16 protein-coding genes are annotated in these 17,619 nt (G+C 65.3%); 13 read left to right on the top strand and 3 right to left on the bottom strand.

Annotation, left to right across the window (positions count from 1 at the left end):
• Positions 1 to 46 precede the first annotated feature (46 nt).
• Positions 47 to 481, top strand: coding sequence for a hypothetical protein (locus tag ACQR07_RS14850; RefSeq protein WP_434903009.1), 435 nt, complete (start codon positions 47 to 49; stop codon positions 479 to 481).
• 286 nt (positions 482 to 767) lie between these two features.
• A complete protein-coding gene (locus tag ACQR07_RS14845; RefSeq protein ID WP_434903008.1) occupies positions 768 to 1,436 on the top strand; it encodes a response regulator transcription factor in 669 nt (222 codons plus the stop codon).
• A 21-nt stretch (positions 1,437 to 1,457) separates the two neighbouring features.
• Here the strand turns inward: ACQR07_RS14845 and ACQR07_RS14840 are convergent, their stop codons facing one another.
• From ACQR07_RS14840 to ACQR07_RS14830, 3 genes are read right to left on the bottom strand one after another with little or no spacing between them, the layout of a single operon-like run.
• Entirely contained in the window at positions 1,458 to 2,807 is a 1,350-nt protein-coding gene (locus ACQR07_RS14840) for an aspartate aminotransferase family protein (protein WP_434903007.1), read from the bottom strand.
• A gap of 18 nt (positions 2,808 to 2,825) precedes the next feature.
• Positions 2,826 to 3,491, bottom strand: a complete 666-nt coding sequence (locus ACQR07_RS14835) for an HAD family hydrolase (protein WP_434903006.1) — start codon at positions 3,489 to 3,491, stop codon at positions 2,826 to 2,828.
• Positions 3,488 to 4,753: a Tm-1-like ATP-binding domain-containing protein gene (locus ACQR07_RS14830; RefSeq protein ID WP_434903005.1), complete on the bottom strand. Its 1,266-nt coding sequence runs from the start codon at positions 4,751 to 4,753 to the stop codon at positions 3,488 to 3,490. Before ACQR07_RS14830 ends, ACQR07_RS14835 begins: the two co-directional genes overlap by 4 nt.
• A gap of 205 nt (positions 4,754 to 4,958) precedes the next feature.
• On the opposite strand from ACQR07_RS14830, the gene ACQR07_RS14825 reads away from it, so the two are divergent.
• The 11 genes from ACQR07_RS14825 (at position 4,959) to ACQR07_RS14775 (ending at position 17,610) form a co-directional block, all read left to right on the top strand.
• Positions 4,959 to 6,443, top strand: coding sequence for an aldehyde dehydrogenase (locus ACQR07_RS14825; protein ID WP_434903004.1), 1,485 nt, complete (start codon positions 4,959 to 4,961; stop codon positions 6,441 to 6,443).
• Positions 6,440 to 7,819 carry a transaminase gene (locus ACQR07_RS14820; RefSeq protein WP_434903003.1) on the top strand — a complete coding sequence of 460 codons (1,380 nt, stop codon included), beginning with the start codon at positions 6,440 to 6,442 and terminating at the stop codon, positions 7,817 to 7,819. Before ACQR07_RS14825 ends, ACQR07_RS14820 begins: the two co-directional genes overlap by 4 nt.
• Positions 7,820 to 7,821: 2 nt before the next feature.
• Positions 7,822 to 8,613 (top strand): SDR family oxidoreductase, encoded by a 792-nt coding sequence (locus ACQR07_RS14815; RefSeq protein ID WP_434903002.1) that lies wholly within the window; start codon positions 7,822 to 7,824, stop codon positions 8,611 to 8,613.
• A gap of 118 nt (positions 8,614 to 8,731) precedes the next feature.
• Positions 8,732 to 10,405, top strand: a complete 1,674-nt coding sequence (locus tag ACQR07_RS14810; protein WP_434903001.1) for an amidohydrolase — start codon at positions 8,732 to 8,734, stop codon at positions 10,403 to 10,405.
• Complete coding sequence (locus ACQR07_RS14805) at positions 10,402 to 11,448, top strand: CobW family GTP-binding protein (RefSeq protein ID WP_434903000.1); 1,047 nt, start codon at positions 10,402 to 10,404, stop codon at positions 11,446 to 11,448. The genes ACQR07_RS14810 and ACQR07_RS14805 overlap by 4 nt, the downstream gene beginning before the upstream one ends.
• Positions 11,449 to 11,494: 46 nt before the next feature.
• Positions 11,495 to 12,796, top strand: a complete 1,302-nt coding sequence (locus ACQR07_RS14800) for an ABC transporter substrate-binding protein (protein ID WP_434902999.1) — start codon at positions 11,495 to 11,497, stop codon at positions 12,794 to 12,796.
• An 11-nt stretch (positions 12,797 to 12,807) separates the two neighbouring features.
• Entirely contained in the window at positions 12,808 to 13,530 is a 723-nt protein-coding gene (locus ACQR07_RS14795) for an ABC transporter ATP-binding protein (protein WP_434902998.1), read from the top strand.
• A complete protein-coding gene (locus ACQR07_RS14790; RefSeq protein WP_434902997.1) occupies positions 13,517 to 14,215 on the top strand; it encodes an ABC transporter ATP-binding protein in 699 nt (232 codons plus the stop codon). The genes ACQR07_RS14795 and ACQR07_RS14790 overlap by 14 nt, the downstream gene beginning before the upstream one ends.
• A gap of 10 nt (positions 14,216 to 14,225) precedes the next feature.
• Complete coding sequence (locus ACQR07_RS14785) at positions 14,226 to 15,092, top strand: branched-chain amino acid ABC transporter permease (protein WP_434902996.1); 867 nt, start codon at positions 14,226 to 14,228, stop codon at positions 15,090 to 15,092.
• Positions 15,093 to 15,096: 4 nt separating this feature from the next.
• Positions 15,097 to 16,104, top strand: coding sequence for a branched-chain amino acid ABC transporter permease (locus ACQR07_RS14780; protein WP_434902995.1), 1,008 nt, complete (start codon positions 15,097 to 15,099; stop codon positions 16,102 to 16,104).
• Positions 16,105 to 16,110: 6 nt separating this feature from the next.
• A complete protein-coding gene (locus ACQR07_RS14775) occupies positions 16,111 to 17,610 on the top strand; it encodes an amidase (RefSeq protein WP_434902994.1) in 1,500 nt (499 codons plus the stop codon).
• Positions 17,611 to 17,619: the final 9 nt, after the last annotated feature.

The following is a 17,619-nucleotide window of genomic DNA, read 5'->3' as shown; positions in this document are numbered from 1 at the left end:
TTGATCGATATCAAGCAAATGGGAGTTCCGATTGTGATATCCCGTGATGCACGAACGTCAGAATAAACCATTCGACGTCGTCGACGACGCAGCAGTGCTCGCGCGAAAGGTCGGTCATCTCAAGCGCCCGCAGAGCTACCTTTCTGCACCCGCGGCCGTGGTCGCGCGCGAAACCCACATGTCGTGGGTCTTCCTCGCCGGCGACCGCGTCTACAAGCTGAAGAAACCGGTGCGGTTTCCCTATCTCGATTTTTCGACGCTCGAACGGCGTGAGACGGCGTGCCGGGCAGAGCAGGCGCTCAATCGCCGATTGGCCCCGGACGTTTATCTCGGCTTGGTGCCGCTCACTGTGGCGGAAACTGGTGCTATCGGTTGCGGGGGTCTTGGTTGTCTCGGCCGCAGGCCACCATGTTTGGCTCCATGCCGACTGCGACGGCGAGTGCCTATTCTCCGCAATCCGAGGTGGTTGAGGCATCGCTGAGAAGACGCTTCGAAGAGGTGCGACCTGCATCATCTTTCTGGCCGCCGACAGTCTGTGCGAGAAGGCTCACCGTCGTGCACACGAGTGAAACTGCTGGAAAACACGACTGTTGGCCCGTCAATCAACCGATCGGTTGAAGTCAGGATCCAGATGGTCTCACTCGACCGATACGAAGTGATCGACGTGGTCCGGAAATTGCTTGACTAAGCGCGGTACCTGTCTCAGCGTTGCCGGCGCGAGGACACGCCAGATGTCCCGGATGGAGTAAAATCGAGGAGGGGAGGCCATGCTGATGCGTCAGGACCGCACGGACGCGGCAACCAGCGAAGCCTTGCACTTCGCTCAGTCCATGTTGGACGGATCGTCGACAGCGTTTTACGAGGTCGACGGACGGTACAATCTCCAGCGCTTCCTTCTGTCGGGCGTTCCCGAGCCGTTTCACAGGCAGTATGTCGAGGGCATGGGCGAGTTCGATCCGCAGCATCCGCGTCACGCGGGAGGGCTTGTGGTCGCGCGGCTCAGCAGAACGATGTCCAGCCGACGGCCCGACGAGATGGCGCGCTACCGCGCCTTCGTCGATCAGTGCGGTATCGTCGATATGATGGACTTCTTCTTCCGGCGCGACGACCAGATCGTGGCCGGCATGAGCGTCGGATGGAGCAAGGATGCGCGCATTCCAGACGGCGTGGAAGTCATCGCCCAGAAGATTCACCAGTATCTTCAATTCAACCTGGTCGGCCGGCCGGCCGGGTCCGAGGACGGGCAACGTTATGGTCTGACCAGTCGGGAGATGGACGTGGTGCGACTCCTGTGCTGTGGCCGTACCAATCGCGAAATCGGCGAAGGTCTGAAGATCGGCCAGGCCACCGTGAAGACGCACCTGATCCACATCTTCGAGAAGCTCGGCGTGGAGACGCGGTCCGCCGTCGTGGCGCTGATGGCGCGGCCGAACTAGCCCGCGGCCGCGCTCACGTGCTCAGGCGCTGGCGAGGCCGTGATCGATGGCGTCTGCGATCGTCCTTGCATCGTCGGCGGTGATGATCAGAGGGGGTGAAAGGATGATGTTGCTGCCGGAGACGCGCACCATCACGCCGGCGTCGTAGATCGCATCCGCGATTCTGCCGACAATCTTCTTGTCGAGAGCCTTTTTGGTGGCGCGGTCCGCCACCAGCTCCAGCGCGGCCATCAGTCCCTTGCCGCGGACATCTCCGACGATGTCATGCTTCTGCTTCAGCGCGGCGAGCGCATCGTTGAGCACGATGCCCGAGGCTGCGGCCTTCGCATCGAGCTGCAGCCTTTTGGTTTCGGCCAGTGCGGCGATGCCCGCGGCGCAACCCACCGGATGACCCGAATAGGTGTAGCCGTGGCCGATCGAGCCGAAGCTGGTCTCGTCGCTCTCGAAGGCCTCGGCCATCTTGCCGCCGATCATGGTGGCGCCCAGCGGGAAATAGCCTGACGTCACGGCCTTTGCGATCGTCATCATGTCCGGCTTGACGTTCCAGAGCCGCGCACCGGACCATGCGCCGGTGCGGCCGAAGCCGGTGACGACCTCGTCCGAGATCAGCAGGATTCCGGTGCGGTCGCAGATCTCGCGCACGAGGCCCATGAAGCTGTCATGCGGCACGATCACGCCGCCGGCGCCCAGCACCGGCTCCATGATGAAGGCGGCGATGGTGTCGGCGCCCTGGAATTCGATTTCGTCGACCAGCGCGTTGGCGCAGAGCTGCGCAAGCCTGGCTGGATCGATCTCGTTGAACGGATTACGATAGGTCCAGGGCGAGGGGATGTGGTGTGCGCCCGGCAGCAGCGGCTCGTAGTTGCGGCGGAAATTGGCATTGCCGTTGACCGACGCGCCGCCAAAATGCGTGCCATGGTAGCCCTTCTTGAGAGACAGGAACTTGGTGCGGTCGCGCTGGCCCTTGATCTTCCAGTATTGCCGCGCAAGCCGCAGCGCGGTCTCGACGGAGTCGGAGCCGCCGGACGTGAAGAACGTCCGGGTCATGCCTTCGGGCTTGAACCATTCGGTCAGCTCGTAGGCGAGCTCGATCGCCGGGCCCGTCGAGACGCCGCGGAATCCGGAATAATACGGCAGCTCGCTGAGTTGATCGGCGATCGCCTGCTTGATCGGGTCGCAGCTGTAGCCCAGCGTCACGTTCCACAGGCCGCCGACGGCGTCGAGCACCGACTTGCCATGGATGTCGGTCACGTGGATGCCCTCGCCCTTGGCGATGATGCGCGGCGGATGGTCCTGCATCTCCTTCGGATGCGCCATCGGGTGCCAGATGCGCCGGGCGTTGTTCTCGATGAGAAAGTTGATGTCGCGCATAGAGTGCTCCGATGGAGGTCAGTCGAGGGCGAGGCCGAGCATTTGCAAGGCCTGACTATAGGATTTTTCAGGGCGGCGCACATCGAACCAGACGGTCGACAAGCCGCAGGCGATCGCGCCGTCGATGTTGCGCCGCTGGTCGTCGACGAAGACGCACGCTTGCGGCGGGAGCTGCAGAGCGTCGCACACCGCCAGGTAGGCGCGGTGATCAGGCTTCAGGATGCCTGTATGCGTCGCATCGATGATGACGTCGAAATGCGCGAGCAGCGGCAGCCTGCGCCGAAAGTCCTCGCCGTAGAAGAGGTCGAGCTCGTTGGAGAGAATGGCCAGCTTGCAGCCGGCGCGGCCCGCGATGCGAATCGCGCGCTCTGCTTCGGGACGGATCACCAGCGCCGGATCAGCGCCGCGCGCGCGGCGCACGAAGGTCTGCATGTCCCGCCAGTCCTCGCCGACGAGCCGGCCGACCTCGCGGCTGCGGGTCGCCCAATAGTCGCGTTCGGACAACTCGCCGCGCTGCATGGCCGACCAAAGTGGATCGCTGTCCTCAGCAAACGGGCCGCGCCACGTCAGCGTGCCCTTGGCCAGACCGAGCGCGGCCTCCGTCGCGTCGTGGGTCTCGAACAGGGTCTTCGAGATCACCCCGCCAAAATCCAGAACCAGTGCCCGTGATGAGGCGGCGGTCATCGCTGCTCCGTGTGGATCGCGCCCGCGGGGATGATGCCGCCGGCAACCCAGCGATCGAAGATCGTCAGCACCTTGGCAACAAAGCCCGTGTCGTTGATGTGGTCATCGATTTCATGAAGCTCGACGGGCGGCTGTATGGCGTCGCGCATTTCCGTGACGAAGGCGTCGAGGCCCTCCGGATCATGCAGCGGCTCGCCGTCCCGATCCCATTGCTGGATCCCCCCGGCCGGGAGCACGAAGGCAATCGGCGCATTCACTGCGGCGAGCTTTGCCGCGATCGCGCGCGCGATCCGGCGCCGGTCGATGGGACGCGACGTCGCGGACGCGAGAAGGCGATTATGCGCGTGGAATGGGCGGTCGCCGAGCTCGGCCGGTACCGGTAGCCAAGCGGGAAAATCCACCATATCGATGGCGCCAGGTGCCACGATCTGCGGGATGCCACTGCGTCCCGCATTCGTCAGCCGATCGGACCCGGAACTGACCACCGAGCCCATCAGCTGATTGGCGACCTCCTGCAGGCTGAGGTCGAGCACCGCGGCAAATCCGCGATGCGCCGCGATCGACTCCATCGCGCGGCCACCCATGCCGGTGGTATGAAAGACCACGACCTCATAGCCGCGCGCTTCGAGCTGAGGCTTCAACTCGACCATGTAACTCAGGCAGCTCTTGCCGAGCGAGGTCAGCGCCACGATCGGCCGGTCGGGCCGCAGCCTGATGGCGCTGCGGGCTGCGCCGACGACGGCACCGCAGGCTTGCGACAGCACCGCCTTGCAGGTGCCGTTGAGGCCGTAGAGCCCGCCTGCCCACAGGATCATCATCAGGTCGGCGGCGATGCGTTCCGGCGGGATCAGATGCGAGAACGCGATGGTCGAGACGATCAGCTTGGGAAAGCCGAGCGGCAGCGCGAGCGCGACGTCGAGCGCGAGGTCGGTACCCATGGTGCCGCCGATCGCGATCATGGCGTCGATCTCACCTTCGTCGCACAATCGTCGCGTCAGGCGGGATGCGCCGCGCGCCATCAGAGTCATCGACGAATTCTCGTCGCCGCTGGCGATCACCGCAGCGATCGTCGTATCGGCAGCGGCAGCCACGGCGTTCTTGTCGTGCGCTGCCACGTAGGGAGGATCACCGAGCACGCTGATGTCCATCATCACGGCCTCGCCGCCCGCATCGTCGATGCAGCGCTGCATGAACAGAAGCTCATCTGCCTTGGTGTCGCCGGTGCCGATCAGGAGGATGCGCGGGCGTGATCTGTTTGTCATGGTCTTGGATTGTCGTCCCGAATGCGAGAAGCGCCGCAACCTGTCGTCGTGTGCAGGCGGGTGTTGTCTGCAACCTATGAAGTTGCTGCGTTGCATGACATCCACCTATCGGTGGATTGTGAGAAATGGCTCATCCGGCTGAATGAGGAACGATCGGATCCGGCTGCGCGGCAATCGGCCGGCCGTTTCTCCGCAGGGCTCCTTCATGTTGCAATCCGAAATCGACGCGTTGCGCGCAGCGACCGTTTCTCCGCAACGGCACTTCATCGCCGGCGCCCCGGCCGAGAGTTCAGCCGGCATGTCTTTGGACGTGATCTCCCCGATCGACGGCAGGCGGCTGACGACGATCGCCGACGGCAACGCCGCGGATATCGACCGCGCGGTGGTGGCCGCCCGACGAGTCTATGACAGCGGAGCATGGTCGCGCGTCGCGCCTGCGGAGCGCAAGAGGGTGCTGTTGCGGTTCGCCGATCTCGTCGAGAGCCATGCGCTCGAGCTTGCGGTGCTCGGCGTGCGCGACAATGGTACCGAGATCGGCATGGCCTACAAGGCGGAGCCGCTGTCGGCAGCAGGCTCCATTCGCTATTACGCGGAGGCCATCGACAAGGTCTATGGCGAGATCGCGCCGACCAGCCGGGATGTGCTCGGTCTGATCCATCGCGAGCCGCTCGGCGTAATCGGCGTGATCGTTCCGTGGAATTTCCCGTTGATGATCGGCGCGTGGAAAATCGCGCCCGCGCTTGCTGCCGGGAACTCCGTGGTGGTGAAGCCGCCGGAGACCGCGTCGCTGACGTTGTTGCGTCTGGCTGTGCTTGCGACTGAGGCGGGTTTGCCGGACGGCGTCCTGAACGTCGTCACCGGGCGAGGCGCCACCGCCGGCGAGGCGCTGGCGATGCATATGGATGTCGACGTGCTGGCGTTCACGGGATCGGGGCCGGTCGGGCGACGGCTGCTGGAGTATTCGGCCCGCTCCAATCTGAAGCGGGTCTATCTCGAGCTCGGCGGCAAGTCGCCGAATGTGGTCTTCAACGATGTCGTGGACGTCAAGCAGGCCGCCAGGGTGTCCGTCAATGGCATTTTTCGCAACTCCGGTCAGGTCTGCGTGGCCGGCTCGCGGCTGCTGGTGCAGTCCGGAATCTATGACCGCTTCATGAGCGAACTGCTCGCGGTCACGTCCAAGCTCAAGATCGGCGATCCGCTCGATCTCGGTTCCGATATTGGTGCGGTCAATAGCGATGCTCAATTGAGCAGGAATCTCCACGTCGTGCGGACGGCGGAGGAGGAGGGCGGAGAGCGCCTGTGTGGCGGTGAGCGGCTGCACGAAGCCAGCGGCGGCTACTACATGGCTCCGGCGATCTTCGCCGGTGTGAATCCCGGCATGCAGCTGTGGCGCGAGGAGGTGTTCGGCCCGGTGCTCGCGGTGACGTGGTTCGAGGATGAAGAGGACGCGGTGCGGCTCGCCAATGCGAGCACCTACGGCCTCGCCGCCGCGGTCTGGACCGGATCGCTCCGGACGGCGCACCGGATGGTGCGCGCGATCAATGCCGGCGTTGTGCATGTCAACACCTATGGCGGCACCGATCTGACGGTCCCCCTCGGAGGTTTCAGGCAGTCCGGTTTCGGCCGCGACAAGTCGCTCCACGCGCTGGACGAATACACCGATCGGAAAACCGCGTGGATTTCGCTATGAATCCGCCAGGTCAATTGGCGCTCGACCGGCTGATCGACGCGGAGCAGGCGCGCTTCCTGCAGCTGCATCCGCGCTCGGCGGCTGCGTGGCGGGAGGGGCAGCGGCATTTCCTGTATGGCGCACCGTCGCACTGGATGCGACGTTGGGCTGGCGGCTTCCCCGTCTATGTGGACGCGGCGACGGGCTCCCATGTCTGGGATATCGATGGCCACGACTATGTCGACTTCTGCCTTGGCGACACGGGGGCGATGTGTGGCCATGCGCCCGAACCCGTGACGCGAGCGGTCACCCGGCAGATCGCGCGCGGCGCCACGATGATGTTGCCGACCGAGGACAGCCTTTGGATCGGCACCGAGCTGTCGCGCCGCTTCGGTCATCGCTACTGGACGCTGACGACTTCGGCAACCGATGCCAACCGCGCGGCCATTCGGATCGCACGCATGATCACCGGTCGTGCCAAGGTCCTGGTGTTCTCCGGCTGCTATCATGGCGGGGTCGACGAGGCGCATGTCGAGCTTTGCGACGGGCGGGTCGGTCTGCGCAACATGATCCACCCGAATGCAGTCGCCTATGACGCCGTGGCGAAGGTGGTCGAATTCAACGATGTTGCGGCGATGGAAGCGGCGCTCGCCGCAGGCGATGTAGCCTGCGTCCTCACCGAGCCGGTGATGACGAATTTCGGCATGATCCCGGTCGCCGACGGGTTTCATCACGCCCTGCGTGAGGCGACGCGGCGCGCCGGCACGGTGTTGATCATCGACGAGACGCATACCTTGTCGTGCGGACCGGGCGGCTACACCGCGCTTCACGGGCTTGAGCCGGACATCCTCGTCGCCGGCAAGGCGATCGCCGGCGGCATTCCAGCCGGCGTTCTCGGGCTCGACGAAGCCATCGCCGAACGGCTGTGGCAGATCGTGCCGCCGGTCAATCCCCGGCACCGACAATCGGCGCATCTTGGCTTCGGCGGCACGCTGGCTGGCGGCGCGCTGGCGGTCGCCGCGATGCGTGCTGTTTTGGAGGACGTGCTGACGGCGTCTGCCTATGACCGGATGATCGAACACGCCGAACGGCTTGCCAAATACGCCCATGACACGATCTCCCGCCATGGGGTGCCCTGGCATGTGACCCAGATCGGCGCCCGCATCGAGATCATGTTCATGCCTGATCCGCCGCGCAACGGCGCAGACGTGATCGCGGCGCGACAGCCGGATCTCGAGACGTTGATGCATGCCTACTACATGAACGAGGGCATCCTGATCACGCCGTTCCACGGCATGCTGCTGACATGCCCGGCGACTTCGTCGGCCGATGTGGACAGGCATGCGGAAGTGTTCGAGCGCTTCGTCGGGCTGGCCGGAGACGCAGGAGTGATCTGAGCATGGTCCAGCCGTTCGATCTGACGGGGCGCGTTGCGCTCGTGACCGGCGGCGGCCGGGGCATCGGTGCTGCGATCGTGACGCGGCTGGCGGAGGCGGGCGCGCACGTCGTGATCGCCAATCGCTCGCGCGATGTCGCCGATGCTCTCGCGGCTGATTTGAGCGGGCGCCGGCTCGCCGTGAGCACTGCGGGGTTCGATCGAATTGATCGCGACGGTCTGCACGAGCTCGTGAAGGACGTGGCTGGCCGTTTAGGCGGGCTCGACATCCTCGTGCACAACGCAGGCGGCTGCCCCTGGGCCGGAATCGAGGAACTCGACGAAGACAAGCTCGATCAGGCCCTGTCGATCAACCTCAACGCGGCCATCTGGCTCATCCAAGCGGCCGTGCCGTTCATGCGCACGCAGCAATATGGGCGGATTCTCGTGACGTCGTCGATTTCGTCGCGCCTGGCGATGGGCGGCGGCGCGCACTACTCGGCTGCAAAGGCAGCGATCAACGCATTCATCCGAGGCACAGCCTTCGAATTGGCGCGCGACGGGGTCACCGCAAACGCAGTAGAGCCCGGCTTCATCGCGAAGCCCGGGCGAGGGACCTTGAGCACTCCCGAAAATCTGTCGCGGGTCGCTCGCCATATTCCAATGGGACGGATCGGGACCGCCGACGACGTTGCCTACGCGATGCTCTATCTCGCTTCCGAGCAGGCCGGCTATGTCACCGGACAGACCATTGTGGTCGATGGGGGAACGACACTCCCCGAGACGGGCTTTGCAGTCGAACGGCAGTGGGGCTGATGCGCGAACCGTTGGCGCTGCACGAGCCAGGTGCGGGATTCGTCGCGTCATCAACCAAACGGCTGATTGTGAGAGGCGGAAGCGCGGAACAAGCTCAGGGTGCAATCGGGATCGGGGAATGAGCGAGATCAAGACCAGCGCCGACACGTTGTTCCGGAACGGCAGGATCTACACCGTCGATCCTGGCCGTCCCTGGGCAAGCTGCGCGGCTGTCAAGGCTGGGCGCTTCGTCGCCGTCGGTGAGGAATCCGATGTTGAACCCTTCGTCGGTAACGACACCGAGGTAGTGGATCTCGCAGGCCGCATGGTCATGCCGGGCATCGTCGACATCCACAACCACATCATGATGGGCGGTCAGGCCGATCTCTACGAGCTGCGCTTTCCGTCGAGCCATTCGATCAGCCAGATTGCGGCTGTGGTGAGGGACGCGGCGGAGAAGGCGGCGCCTGGAAGCTGGATCGTCGGCGGACAGTTCGGCAACGACCTGTTGCAGAGGCTCAACACCGACGCCGCGGCAGCGGAGCTCAACGCCGCGAGCCTCGGCCATCCCGTGCTGCTGCGCGACGACAGCTATCACAATCGCTGGGCCAGCGCCGAGGCGTTGCGGATTGCAGGTCTCACCCAGGAGACGGAAAACCCCGTCGACGGCGAGATCGGCCGGGATCTCGACAGTGGCCGGCTGACCGGGCTGATGGTGGAAGCGGCGTCCGGCATCATCGAGCGCGCGCTCGCGAAGGCGGGCCATTATACGGCTGAGATGGACCGCGCTGCTGTTGCGCGCTCGATCGGCGTGCTGAACTCGTTCGGCGTCACCGGCTTCGTGGACGCCGCGAGCATGCAGCCGATCCTGGCGGCGCTGAAAGGGCTCGACGACCGCGGCGAGTTGTCGGCGTGGGCGGTCTGCGCCATGCCCATCGTGGAGCCTGGCTTCATGTTCGGTACGTCGGGCGAGGAACTGTTCGCGTTGCGCGACCAGTATCGCTCCGCCCATGTGAAGCCCGACTACGCCAAGATGTTCCTCGATGGCGTCCCCGGCGCCAAGACGGCTGCTTTTCACGAGCCCTATTTGACAGATCCCGTGCGCGGCTGCTGCTTTCGTGGCACCACCATGCTGACTGTGCCGGAGTTGATCCGCTGGCTTGGAAAATGCGAGAAGCTCGGCCTTGCAGCCAAGATCCATTGCGCCGGTGATGCCGCCGTGACCCAGGCGCTCGACGCGATCGAGGTGGTGCGCTCGTTCAACGGACCGACTGCACTCATCCATCACATCGCGCATGCGAGCTACATCGCGCCCGACGATATCCGGCGCTTCGCCGATCTCGGTGTTGCGGCCGACCTCTCGCCGATCATCTGGTTTCCGACGATCTTCCTCGAGGCGCACAAGGCGGCGATGGGTCCGGAGCGGGCAGAGCGGTTCTGGCCCAACCGCGATCTGAAGCTGGCCGGCGCGCTGATGGCTGGCGGCTCGGACTGGCCCGTCATCCCGAACCCCGATCCCTGGCACGGCATCGAAGGCATGGTGACGCGGCGCAATCCGGCGGGCGACTTTCCCGGCCAGGCGCTGTGGCCCGAGCAGGCGCTCGACCTGGCAACCGTGATCGAGATCTACACCATCGATGCCGCGCGGGCGGCAGGCCTCGGCGGCATCACCGGATCGATCGAGGTCGGCAAGTCCGCCGATCTGATCGTGCTCGATCAGTTGCTGTTCGAGATCCCCGCCGATCAGATCGCGGAGACGAATGTGCAGATGACCTTCTTCGAGGGTCGCAAGGTCCATGAGCGAAACCGATGAGCAGTGAACCGCTCATTCCGATCACCGTGCTGACCGGTTTTCTCGGCAGCGGCAAGACCACGGTGCTGAACCATCTGTTGCGTCAGCCCGGCATGGACGGAGTGGTCGCGATCATCAACGAGTTCGGCGAGGTCGGTCTCGATCACCTCCTGGTCGAAACCAGTGAGGAGCGCTTCGCTCTGCTGGACAATGGGTGTGTCTGCTGCTCGGTCCGCGAGGACCTCGTCGCGCTGCTCGACGATCTGTCGTCGCGTGAAGCCAGCGGCGCATTGCCGCCGGTGCGGCGCATCCTGGTCGAAACCACCGGGCTTGCCGATCCGGTGCCGGTGCTGCACACGCTGATGACAGCGCCGAGCGTCATCGCGCGCTATCGGATCGACGGTGTCGTGGTGACCGTCGATGCGGTCAACGCGATCTCCTCGTTCGAGAGGCATGAAGAAGCCATCAAGCAGATCGCCGTGGCCGACCGGATCTTGTTGACGAAATCCGATCTCGCCGAAGCCGCAAATATCGCTGCTGTGGAGCAGTCGATCCGCTCGATCAATCCGACGGCCTCCGTCATCCGCGTGGCGCACGGAGCGATCGCGCAGGACGCATTGTTCGAGGCCGGCCTGTTCGCGCCGCAGTTGCGATCGCGGCAGGTCGAAGCCTGGTTTGCGTCAGCCGCCAAGGTCCACGCGCAGGCGCATCATGATCATCACGCCCATGGCTCAGGCATCTCGTCCTACTGCCTCGTGGTGAACGAGCCGATCCGCTGGGCCGCCTTCTCGCGCTGGCTGGACTATGTGGTCGCGCTGAAGGGAGATGACCTGCTTCGCTTCAAGGCGATGGTCAATGTCGAGGATCGTCCGCAAGGGCCGGTGGTCGTGCACGCCGTGCAGCATGTGCTGCATCCGCCGATCGTGCTGGAGTCTTGGCCGTCGGACGACCGTAGCTCCCGCCTCGTGTTCATTGTCCGCGACATTCCGGCCCACGCGATCGAGCACACGCTCGCGCGCTTCGGCGAGATCAGTCGCGACAGCATCGCACGGCCGGCTGCATGAGAGTGACGGCCCTTCAACCAACCCATGATTTCGCAGGAGACATGTCGTGACGAAGATCGGTGCTCATAAGGTCAGCCGGCGCAGCCTGCTCAAGGCCGCCGGAACCGCAGGTCTGGCTGCGGCCAGCAACGTGCCGCTGGTCAATATTGCCGGCGCAGCGTCGACGACGATCAAGATCGGCTGGGCCGGATGCCTGTCCGGTGTGCGCGCCGCCTTCGCCGAGCCGGATCCCTGGATTCACGAGCGAATGAAGGGACTGGTGAAGGACGGCCTGAAGATCGGCGGCAAGAACTACGCCGTGGAGTTCGTCATCAAGGACGATCAGTCCGATCCCAACCGCGCGTCGGTCGTGGCCAGCGAGCTCGTGCTGCGCGAGAAATGCGATCTCATCCTGGTCGAGGACGGCGACGCCGAAATTCCGATCGGCGAGCTGGCGGATGCGCGCGGCGTGCCGACGATTTCGACCATGCTGCCCTGGCAAGGCTGGATGTTCCCGCGTAAGTCGACGCCGGACAAGGGCTTCCCCTACACCTTCCATTTCTTCTGGGGCGCTGACGACGTCGTGAAGAATTTCATGGGTATGTGGCAGTCGGTCGAGACCAACAAGAAGGTCGGAACGCTCTACATCGACAATCCCGCGGGCACGGCGTTTTCCGATCAGAAGCTCGGTCTGCCGGCCGGCATCAGGCAGGCCGGCTTCCAGGAGGTCACGACCGGCAGCTTCCAGATCGCGACCGACGACTTCTCCAATCAGGTGTCGACCTTCAAGAATGCCAGCGCGGACATCGTCTCGGGCTTTGCCTACGGCAATCATTGGGTCACGCTGTGGAATCAGGCCGCGCAGGCCGGCTTCAAACCGCAGATCTGCACCGTCGCGGCGGCGTTCCTGTTCCCGAGCGCGGTCAACGCGCTCGGCGATCGCGGCGACGGCATGTCGACGGAGGTGTGGTGGACGCCTGCCTATCCGTTCAGATCCTCGCTCACCGGCCAGACGGCTGCCGAGCTTGCGGCCGAGTGGGAGAAGACGACGGGCAAGCAATGGACGCAGCCGATCGGCTATGCGCATGCGCTCTGGGAGGTCGGCTTTGCGGCGCTGCGCAACAGCGATCCCAAGGACAAGAACTCGCTGCGCGATGCCATCGCCGGGCTCGATCTCGAGACCGTCGTCGGCCCCGTGAAATTCAAGGGCAGCCCGATCAAGAACGTCGCGGTGACCTCGCTGTCCGGCGGACAATGGCGCAAGACCAAGAGTGGCAAGTCGCCCTATGAGCTCCTGATCGTGCACAATGGCACCGCGCCGTTCATCCCGAAGCAGGCCGATCTCGCACTGCTGTCCAAGCTCGCCTGAGGAATGGCCGCGTGCTGCGCGTAGAAGGTCTCTGCAAGAATTTCGGGGTCATCCGCGTCGCGGATGACCTCGCATTCGAGCTCGCGCGCGGAGAGTGTCTCGGCGTAATCGGTCCGAACGGAGCCGGCAAGAGTTCTGTGCTGAACCTGATCGTCGGGCTGCTCAAGCCGGATGCCGGCACGATCACGCTCGATGGCCGCGATATCACCAACGAGCCGCCGCATCGCCGGGCGCGGCTCGGCATCGGCCGCGCCTTCCAGATTCCGCAGCCGTTCCCCCATCTGTCCGTCTATGAGAACGTGCTGGTCGCCGCGACCTATGGCGGTGGTCTGCACGGCGCAGCGGCCACCGGCTGGGCCATGGAGGTGCTCGGCCGCACCTCGCTCGCCGGCAAGGCGAACCGTGTCGCCGGCGCGTTGCCGCTGATCGACCGCAAGCGGCTCGAATTCGCCAAGGCGCTTGCTTCCAAGCCGCGGCTGATCCTGCTCGACGAGATCGCGGCCGGATTGACCGAGCCGGAAGTCGAGCGGCTGATCGACATCATCGCGGGCGTCAAGACCGATCACGCCATGATCTGGATCGAGCACATTCCGCACGCCTTGCGCGCCGTCGCCGATCGCATCCTCGTGCTCAATTTCGGCCGCAAGGTGCTGGATGGACCGCCTGCGGAAGTGATGGAGAGCCGGACGGTCAAGGAAATCTATATGGGGCTGACGGCCGATGACATTGCTTGAGGTCGCGGGCCTCGACGTCTTTCACGCCGACCTGCAGGCGGTGTTCGGCCTCGACTTCACCGTCGCCGAGCGCGAAGCCGTGGCACTCGTCGGCGCCAACGGCGCCGGCAAGACCACCTTCCTGCGCGCGCTGGTCGGACTGATCGACAGCAAGCGCGGCAGCGTCCGGTTCGACGGCGGTGACATCGTCGACATGCCGGCCGAGCGCATCGCTCGGCTCGGCCTCGGCATGGTGCCCGAGGGGCGCATGCTGTTCGATACGCTGACCATCGAGGAGAATCTCCTGATGGGCCGGGTGAGCCAGCGACCGGGGGCGTGGACCCTCAAGCGCGTGTACGACCTGTTTCCGGCGCTGCAGGAGCGGCGCAATCACATGCCGCGCCAGCTCTCCGGCGGGCAGCAGCAGATGGTCGCGATCGGCCGCGCGCTGATGTGCAATCCGCGGCTGCTGCTGTGTGACGAGATCTCTCTCGGTCTCGCGCCGGTCATGGTCGAGCAGATCTACGGCGCGTTCGCCGACATTCGCAGCGAAGGCACGGCGCTGGTGCTGGTCGAGCAGGACGTCAAGCGCGCGGCCAGCGCGAGCGACCGCATCTACTGCCTGCTCAAGGGGCGCGTGTCGCTGTCGGCGCGCGCGGGCGAGGTCGGCCTCGCCGAACTGACACACGCTTATTTCGGGATGTGAGCGAGGGGACATGGCCTGGGTGGAGACGCTGGTGAACGGGGCACTGCTGGGCGGGCTCTACGGCTTGCTCGGCATCGGGCTTGCGCTCGTCTTTGGCGTGATGCGGCTGGTCAACATTGCCCATGGCGAGTTCATGGTGCTGGCCGCCTATCTCGCCGTGCTGCTGGTCGGCCTGTTTCCGCAGGTGCATCCGCTGTTCGTGCTGATCCCGGTCGTATTGGCGGCGTTCGGCGTCGGCTATCTCTATCAGGCTGGCATCATGAACCGGGTGGCCCGCGCGCCGGACCCGCTGGCGCCGCTGTTGCTGACCTTCGGGGTCTCGATCGTGCTGCGCAATTTGATGGTCGAGATCTTCGGGGCCGACGTCAGGGGATTGCAGCTCGGAGAGCTCTCCCGCGCGAGCATCAGGCTGTTCGGGCTCAACATCGGCGTCATGCCGTTGCTGACGCTCTGCGTCGCCGTGCTGCTGTTCCTGCTGCTGCAATGGGCGCTCAAGCGCACGGTATTCGGCCGCATCGTGCGCGCGACGGCAGACCGGCGCGACATCGTCCGCTTGTTCGGCGTCAGGCCGGATATGGTCTACAACTACGTCATGGGCCTGTCGCTGGCGCTCGGCGCGATCGGCGGCGTGCTGCTGGCGGTCCGCTCGAGCTTCACCCCGTTCTCGGGCGTCGAACGCCTGCTGATCGCCTTCGAGGTCGTGGTGCTCGGCGGCATCGGTTCGTTCTGGGGCGCGCTGCTCGGCGGCATCGTGCTCGGCATGGCGCAGCTCGCCGGCCTGAAATGGGATGCGAATGCGGGCCTGCTCTATGCGCACCTGCTGTTCTTTGTGATGCTGCTGATCCGGCCCGCCGGTCTGGTCGCGAGCAGGGCGTGATCCGATGAGAGGAATAGCGATCTCCTTGACCATCGCCGCGGCGCTGCTCGTCGCCGGCCCATGGCTGCTCGGCGAGGGCACCCTGCGGTTTGCGACCGAGTGCCTGCTGGTGCTGGCGATGGCGCAGATGTGGAATCTGCTGGCCGGATATGCCGGGCTGGTGTCGTTCGGTCACCAGGTGTTCGTCGGCATCGGCGCCTACGGCCTGTTCCTGATCTCCGATACGTTCGAGCTGTCGCCCTATTGGGTTCTGCCGATCGCGCCGCTGGCCTGCGCCGTGGTGGCGGCGATCATCGCGCGGCCGCTGTTCCGGCTGCGCGAGGCGTATTTCTCGATCGCGATGTGGGTGTTCTCGGAGATCGTTGCCGCCCTCGTCATGAAGGCCGGCTGGCTTGGCGGGACGTCGGGCCTGCCCTTGAAATCGAGCCGGCTCATGGATCTCGACTGGTTCGAGCCGGCGCTGTTCTGGATGGCAGGGACGCTGGCGCTCGGGACCATCGGCGGCCTGTTCGTTCTGATGCGCTCCGGCTTCGGTCTCGGCCTGATGAGCGTGCGCGACAACGATCTCGCGGCGATGAGCGTCGGTGTCGACGTCCAGCGCAATCGCTTCATCGTATTCGTGTTGTCCGCCGCCGGTTGCGGGCTGGCCGGCGCGGTCTCCTTCCTCGGCAATCTCTATGTCTCGCCCGCCGCGGCGTTCGACGTGAACTGGGTGGTCTACATGATGTTCGTCGTGATGATCGGCGGCATCGGCACGCTCGAAGGCCCGATCATCGGCACGGTGATATTCTTCGGCTTGCGCGAGCTCATCACCGACCAGCTCGGACTGTCCGCCGGCTGGTACCTGGTCGCGCTGGGCTCGGTCGCCGTGATTGTCATGCTGTGGTCGCCGCGGGGGCTGTGGCCGCCGCTACGCGATCGATTCGGGCTCAACCTTCTCGGCGTCGGCCGGACAGCACCGGTCGCACCGGATCTTGCTGCAGTAGCCGGCAAGGCCGGACAAATAGGATAGTGCATCATGTCTGTGAACGGAATGTCGACGACCGGCACGCCTGCCGATGACATCTGCTTTCTCAGCGCCACTGAGCAGCGTGCGCTCTTGGCCGCGCGGCGCATCAGTGCGCGCGAACTGCTCGATATTCATCTCGATCGCGTGAAGCGCGTCAATCCATCCTGCAACGCCGTGGTCGCGCTCGATGAAGAGGGCGCGCGCCGTCAGGCCGTCGCCGCCGACGAGGCACGCGCGCGCGGCGCGCAGGCCGGGCCGTTGCATGGCCTGCCGATGACGATCAAGGATTCCTTCGCCGTGACCGGCATGGCCGCGACCTGCGGGCTCGAAGACCTGCGCGGCTATCGCCCGCCGGAAGACGCCGTCGCCGTGGCGAAGATCCGCGCCAGCGGCGCCGTGATCTTCGGCAAGACCAACCTGCCGGCAGGGGCGGCCGACCACCAGTCCTGCAACACGCTGTTCGGCCTGACGCGCAATCCCTGGGACGGCGAGCGCACCGTCGGCGGCTCGTCCGGCGGCTCCGCCGCAGCGCTCGCAGCGGGGCTGACGTCGCTGGAGCTCGGCAGCGACATCGGCGGTTCGATCCGCGTGCCCGCGCATTTCTGCGGTGTCTATGGGCACAAATCGAGCTACGGCCTCGTCAGTACCGAAGGCCACATTCCGCCGCCGCCGGGACATATTGCACCGGCTGAGCTCGGTGTCGCTGGCCCGTTGGCGCGCAGCGCCTTCGATCTCGAGCTGCTGCTCGACGTCGTCCAGGGCATGCCCGAGATCGCGGCTGCGGGGGCCGAACTGCGGCTGCCGCGCGCCCGGCATCAGGATCTCCGCGCTTTCCGCGTGGCGGTGTGGAGCGACGCAAAGTCCTATCCGCTGGACGGCGGCTACGCGGCGGCGATCGACGCCTTCGTCGATGATCTCGTCCGCCTCGGCGCGACGGTCGACAGGGACGCGCGTCCGCCGATCGATCCTGCCGCGAGCTACCAGCTCTATCTGCAGACCCTGTTCGGCATCATCGGGGCCGGGCTGCCGCCGCCCGCGCGCGCCGCGCTGCTCGCCGAAGGTGAGCAGGCGGAGCAGGGCAGCTACGCGCGCCGCGTCGCCGACGCGGTCAGCCAATCCTTGCCGCAGCATTTTGCTGGAGGAGAGCAGCGCCATCAGCTCTTTCGCGCCTGGCGTCGCTTCTTCGCCGACTACGACGTGTTGATCTGTCCGGTCACGCCCACGGTGGCGTTCCCGCACGATGTCGAGCGGCTCGATCTCGCCGCGCAATTCACCCGGCGCCTCGCCGTGGATGGCGGCAGCATTCCGTACATGGACAACCTGGCCTGGCCCGGATTGGTGACGGTTGCCAACCTGCCGGCCACGGCTATTCCGACCGGCCGCAGGGTCGGCAGCGTCCCCGCCGGAGTGCAGATCGTGGGACCCTATCTCGGCGACCGCACCACGCTGAAATTTGCCCAGCTGGTCGAGCAGGCCCTCGGCGGCTTTGCCCGTCCGCCCGGCGTCTGAGGATCTGTC

The sequence above is a fragment of the Bradyrhizobium sp. HKCCYLS20291 genome (assembly GCF_051167715.1).
In the GTDB taxonomy this organism is placed as follows: Bacteria; Pseudomonadota; Alphaproteobacteria; order Rhizobiales; family Xanthobacteraceae; genus Bradyrhizobium.
Note: the sequence above shows the minus strand (reverse complement) of the source record. Positions and strands in the feature narration are given on the sequence as shown.

Bases quoted from the DNA above. Each gene is read 5' to 3' on its own strand.
- ACQR07_RS14820 (WP_434903003.1), top strand. From the start codon at position 6,440: ATGAATCCGCCAGGTCAATTGGCGCTCGACCGGCTGATCGACGCGGAG.
- ACQR07_RS14835 (WP_434903006.1), bottom strand. From the start codon at position 3,491: ATGACCGCCGCCTCATCACGGGCACTGGTTCTGGATTTTGGCGGGGTG.
- ACQR07_RS14780 (WP_434902995.1), top strand. From the start codon at position 15,097: ATGAGAGGAATAGCGATCTCCTTGACCATCGCCGCGGCGCTGCTCGTC.
- ACQR07_RS14850 (WP_434903009.1), top strand. From the start codon at position 47: ATGCACGAACGTCAGAATAAACCATTCGACGTCGTCGACGACGCAGCA.
- ACQR07_RS14845 (WP_434903008.1), top strand. From the start codon at position 768: ATGCTGATGCGTCAGGACCGCACGGACGCGGCAACCAGCGAAGCCTTG.
- ACQR07_RS14785 (WP_434902996.1), top strand. From the start codon at position 14,226: ATGGCCTGGGTGGAGACGCTGGTGAACGGGGCACTGCTGGGCGGGCTC.
- ACQR07_RS14810 (WP_434903001.1), top strand. From the start codon at position 8,732: ATGAGCGAGATCAAGACCAGCGCCGACACGTTGTTCCGGAACGGCAGG.
- ACQR07_RS14815 (WP_434903002.1), top strand. From the start codon at position 7,822: ATGGTCCAGCCGTTCGATCTGACGGGGCGCGTTGCGCTCGTGACCGGC.
- ACQR07_RS14805 (WP_434903000.1), top strand. From the start codon at position 10,402: ATGAGCAGTGAACCGCTCATTCCGATCACCGTGCTGACCGGTTTTCTC.
- ACQR07_RS14825 (WP_434903004.1), top strand. From the start codon at position 4,959: ATGTTGCAATCCGAAATCGACGCGTTGCGCGCAGCGACCGTTTCTCCG.
- ACQR07_RS14775 (WP_434902994.1), top strand. From the start codon at position 16,111: ATGTCTGTGAACGGAATGTCGACGACCGGCACGCCTGCCGATGACATC.
- ACQR07_RS14830 (WP_434903005.1), bottom strand. From the start codon at position 4,753: ATGACAAACAGATCACGCCCGCGCATCCTCCTGATCGGCACCGGCGAC.
- ACQR07_RS14840 (WP_434903007.1), bottom strand. From the start codon at position 2,807: ATGCGCGACATCAACTTTCTCATCGAGAACAACGCCCGGCGCATCTGG.
- ACQR07_RS14790 (WP_434902997.1), top strand. From the start codon at position 13,517: ATGACATTGCTTGAGGTCGCGGGCCTCGACGTCTTTCACGCCGACCTG.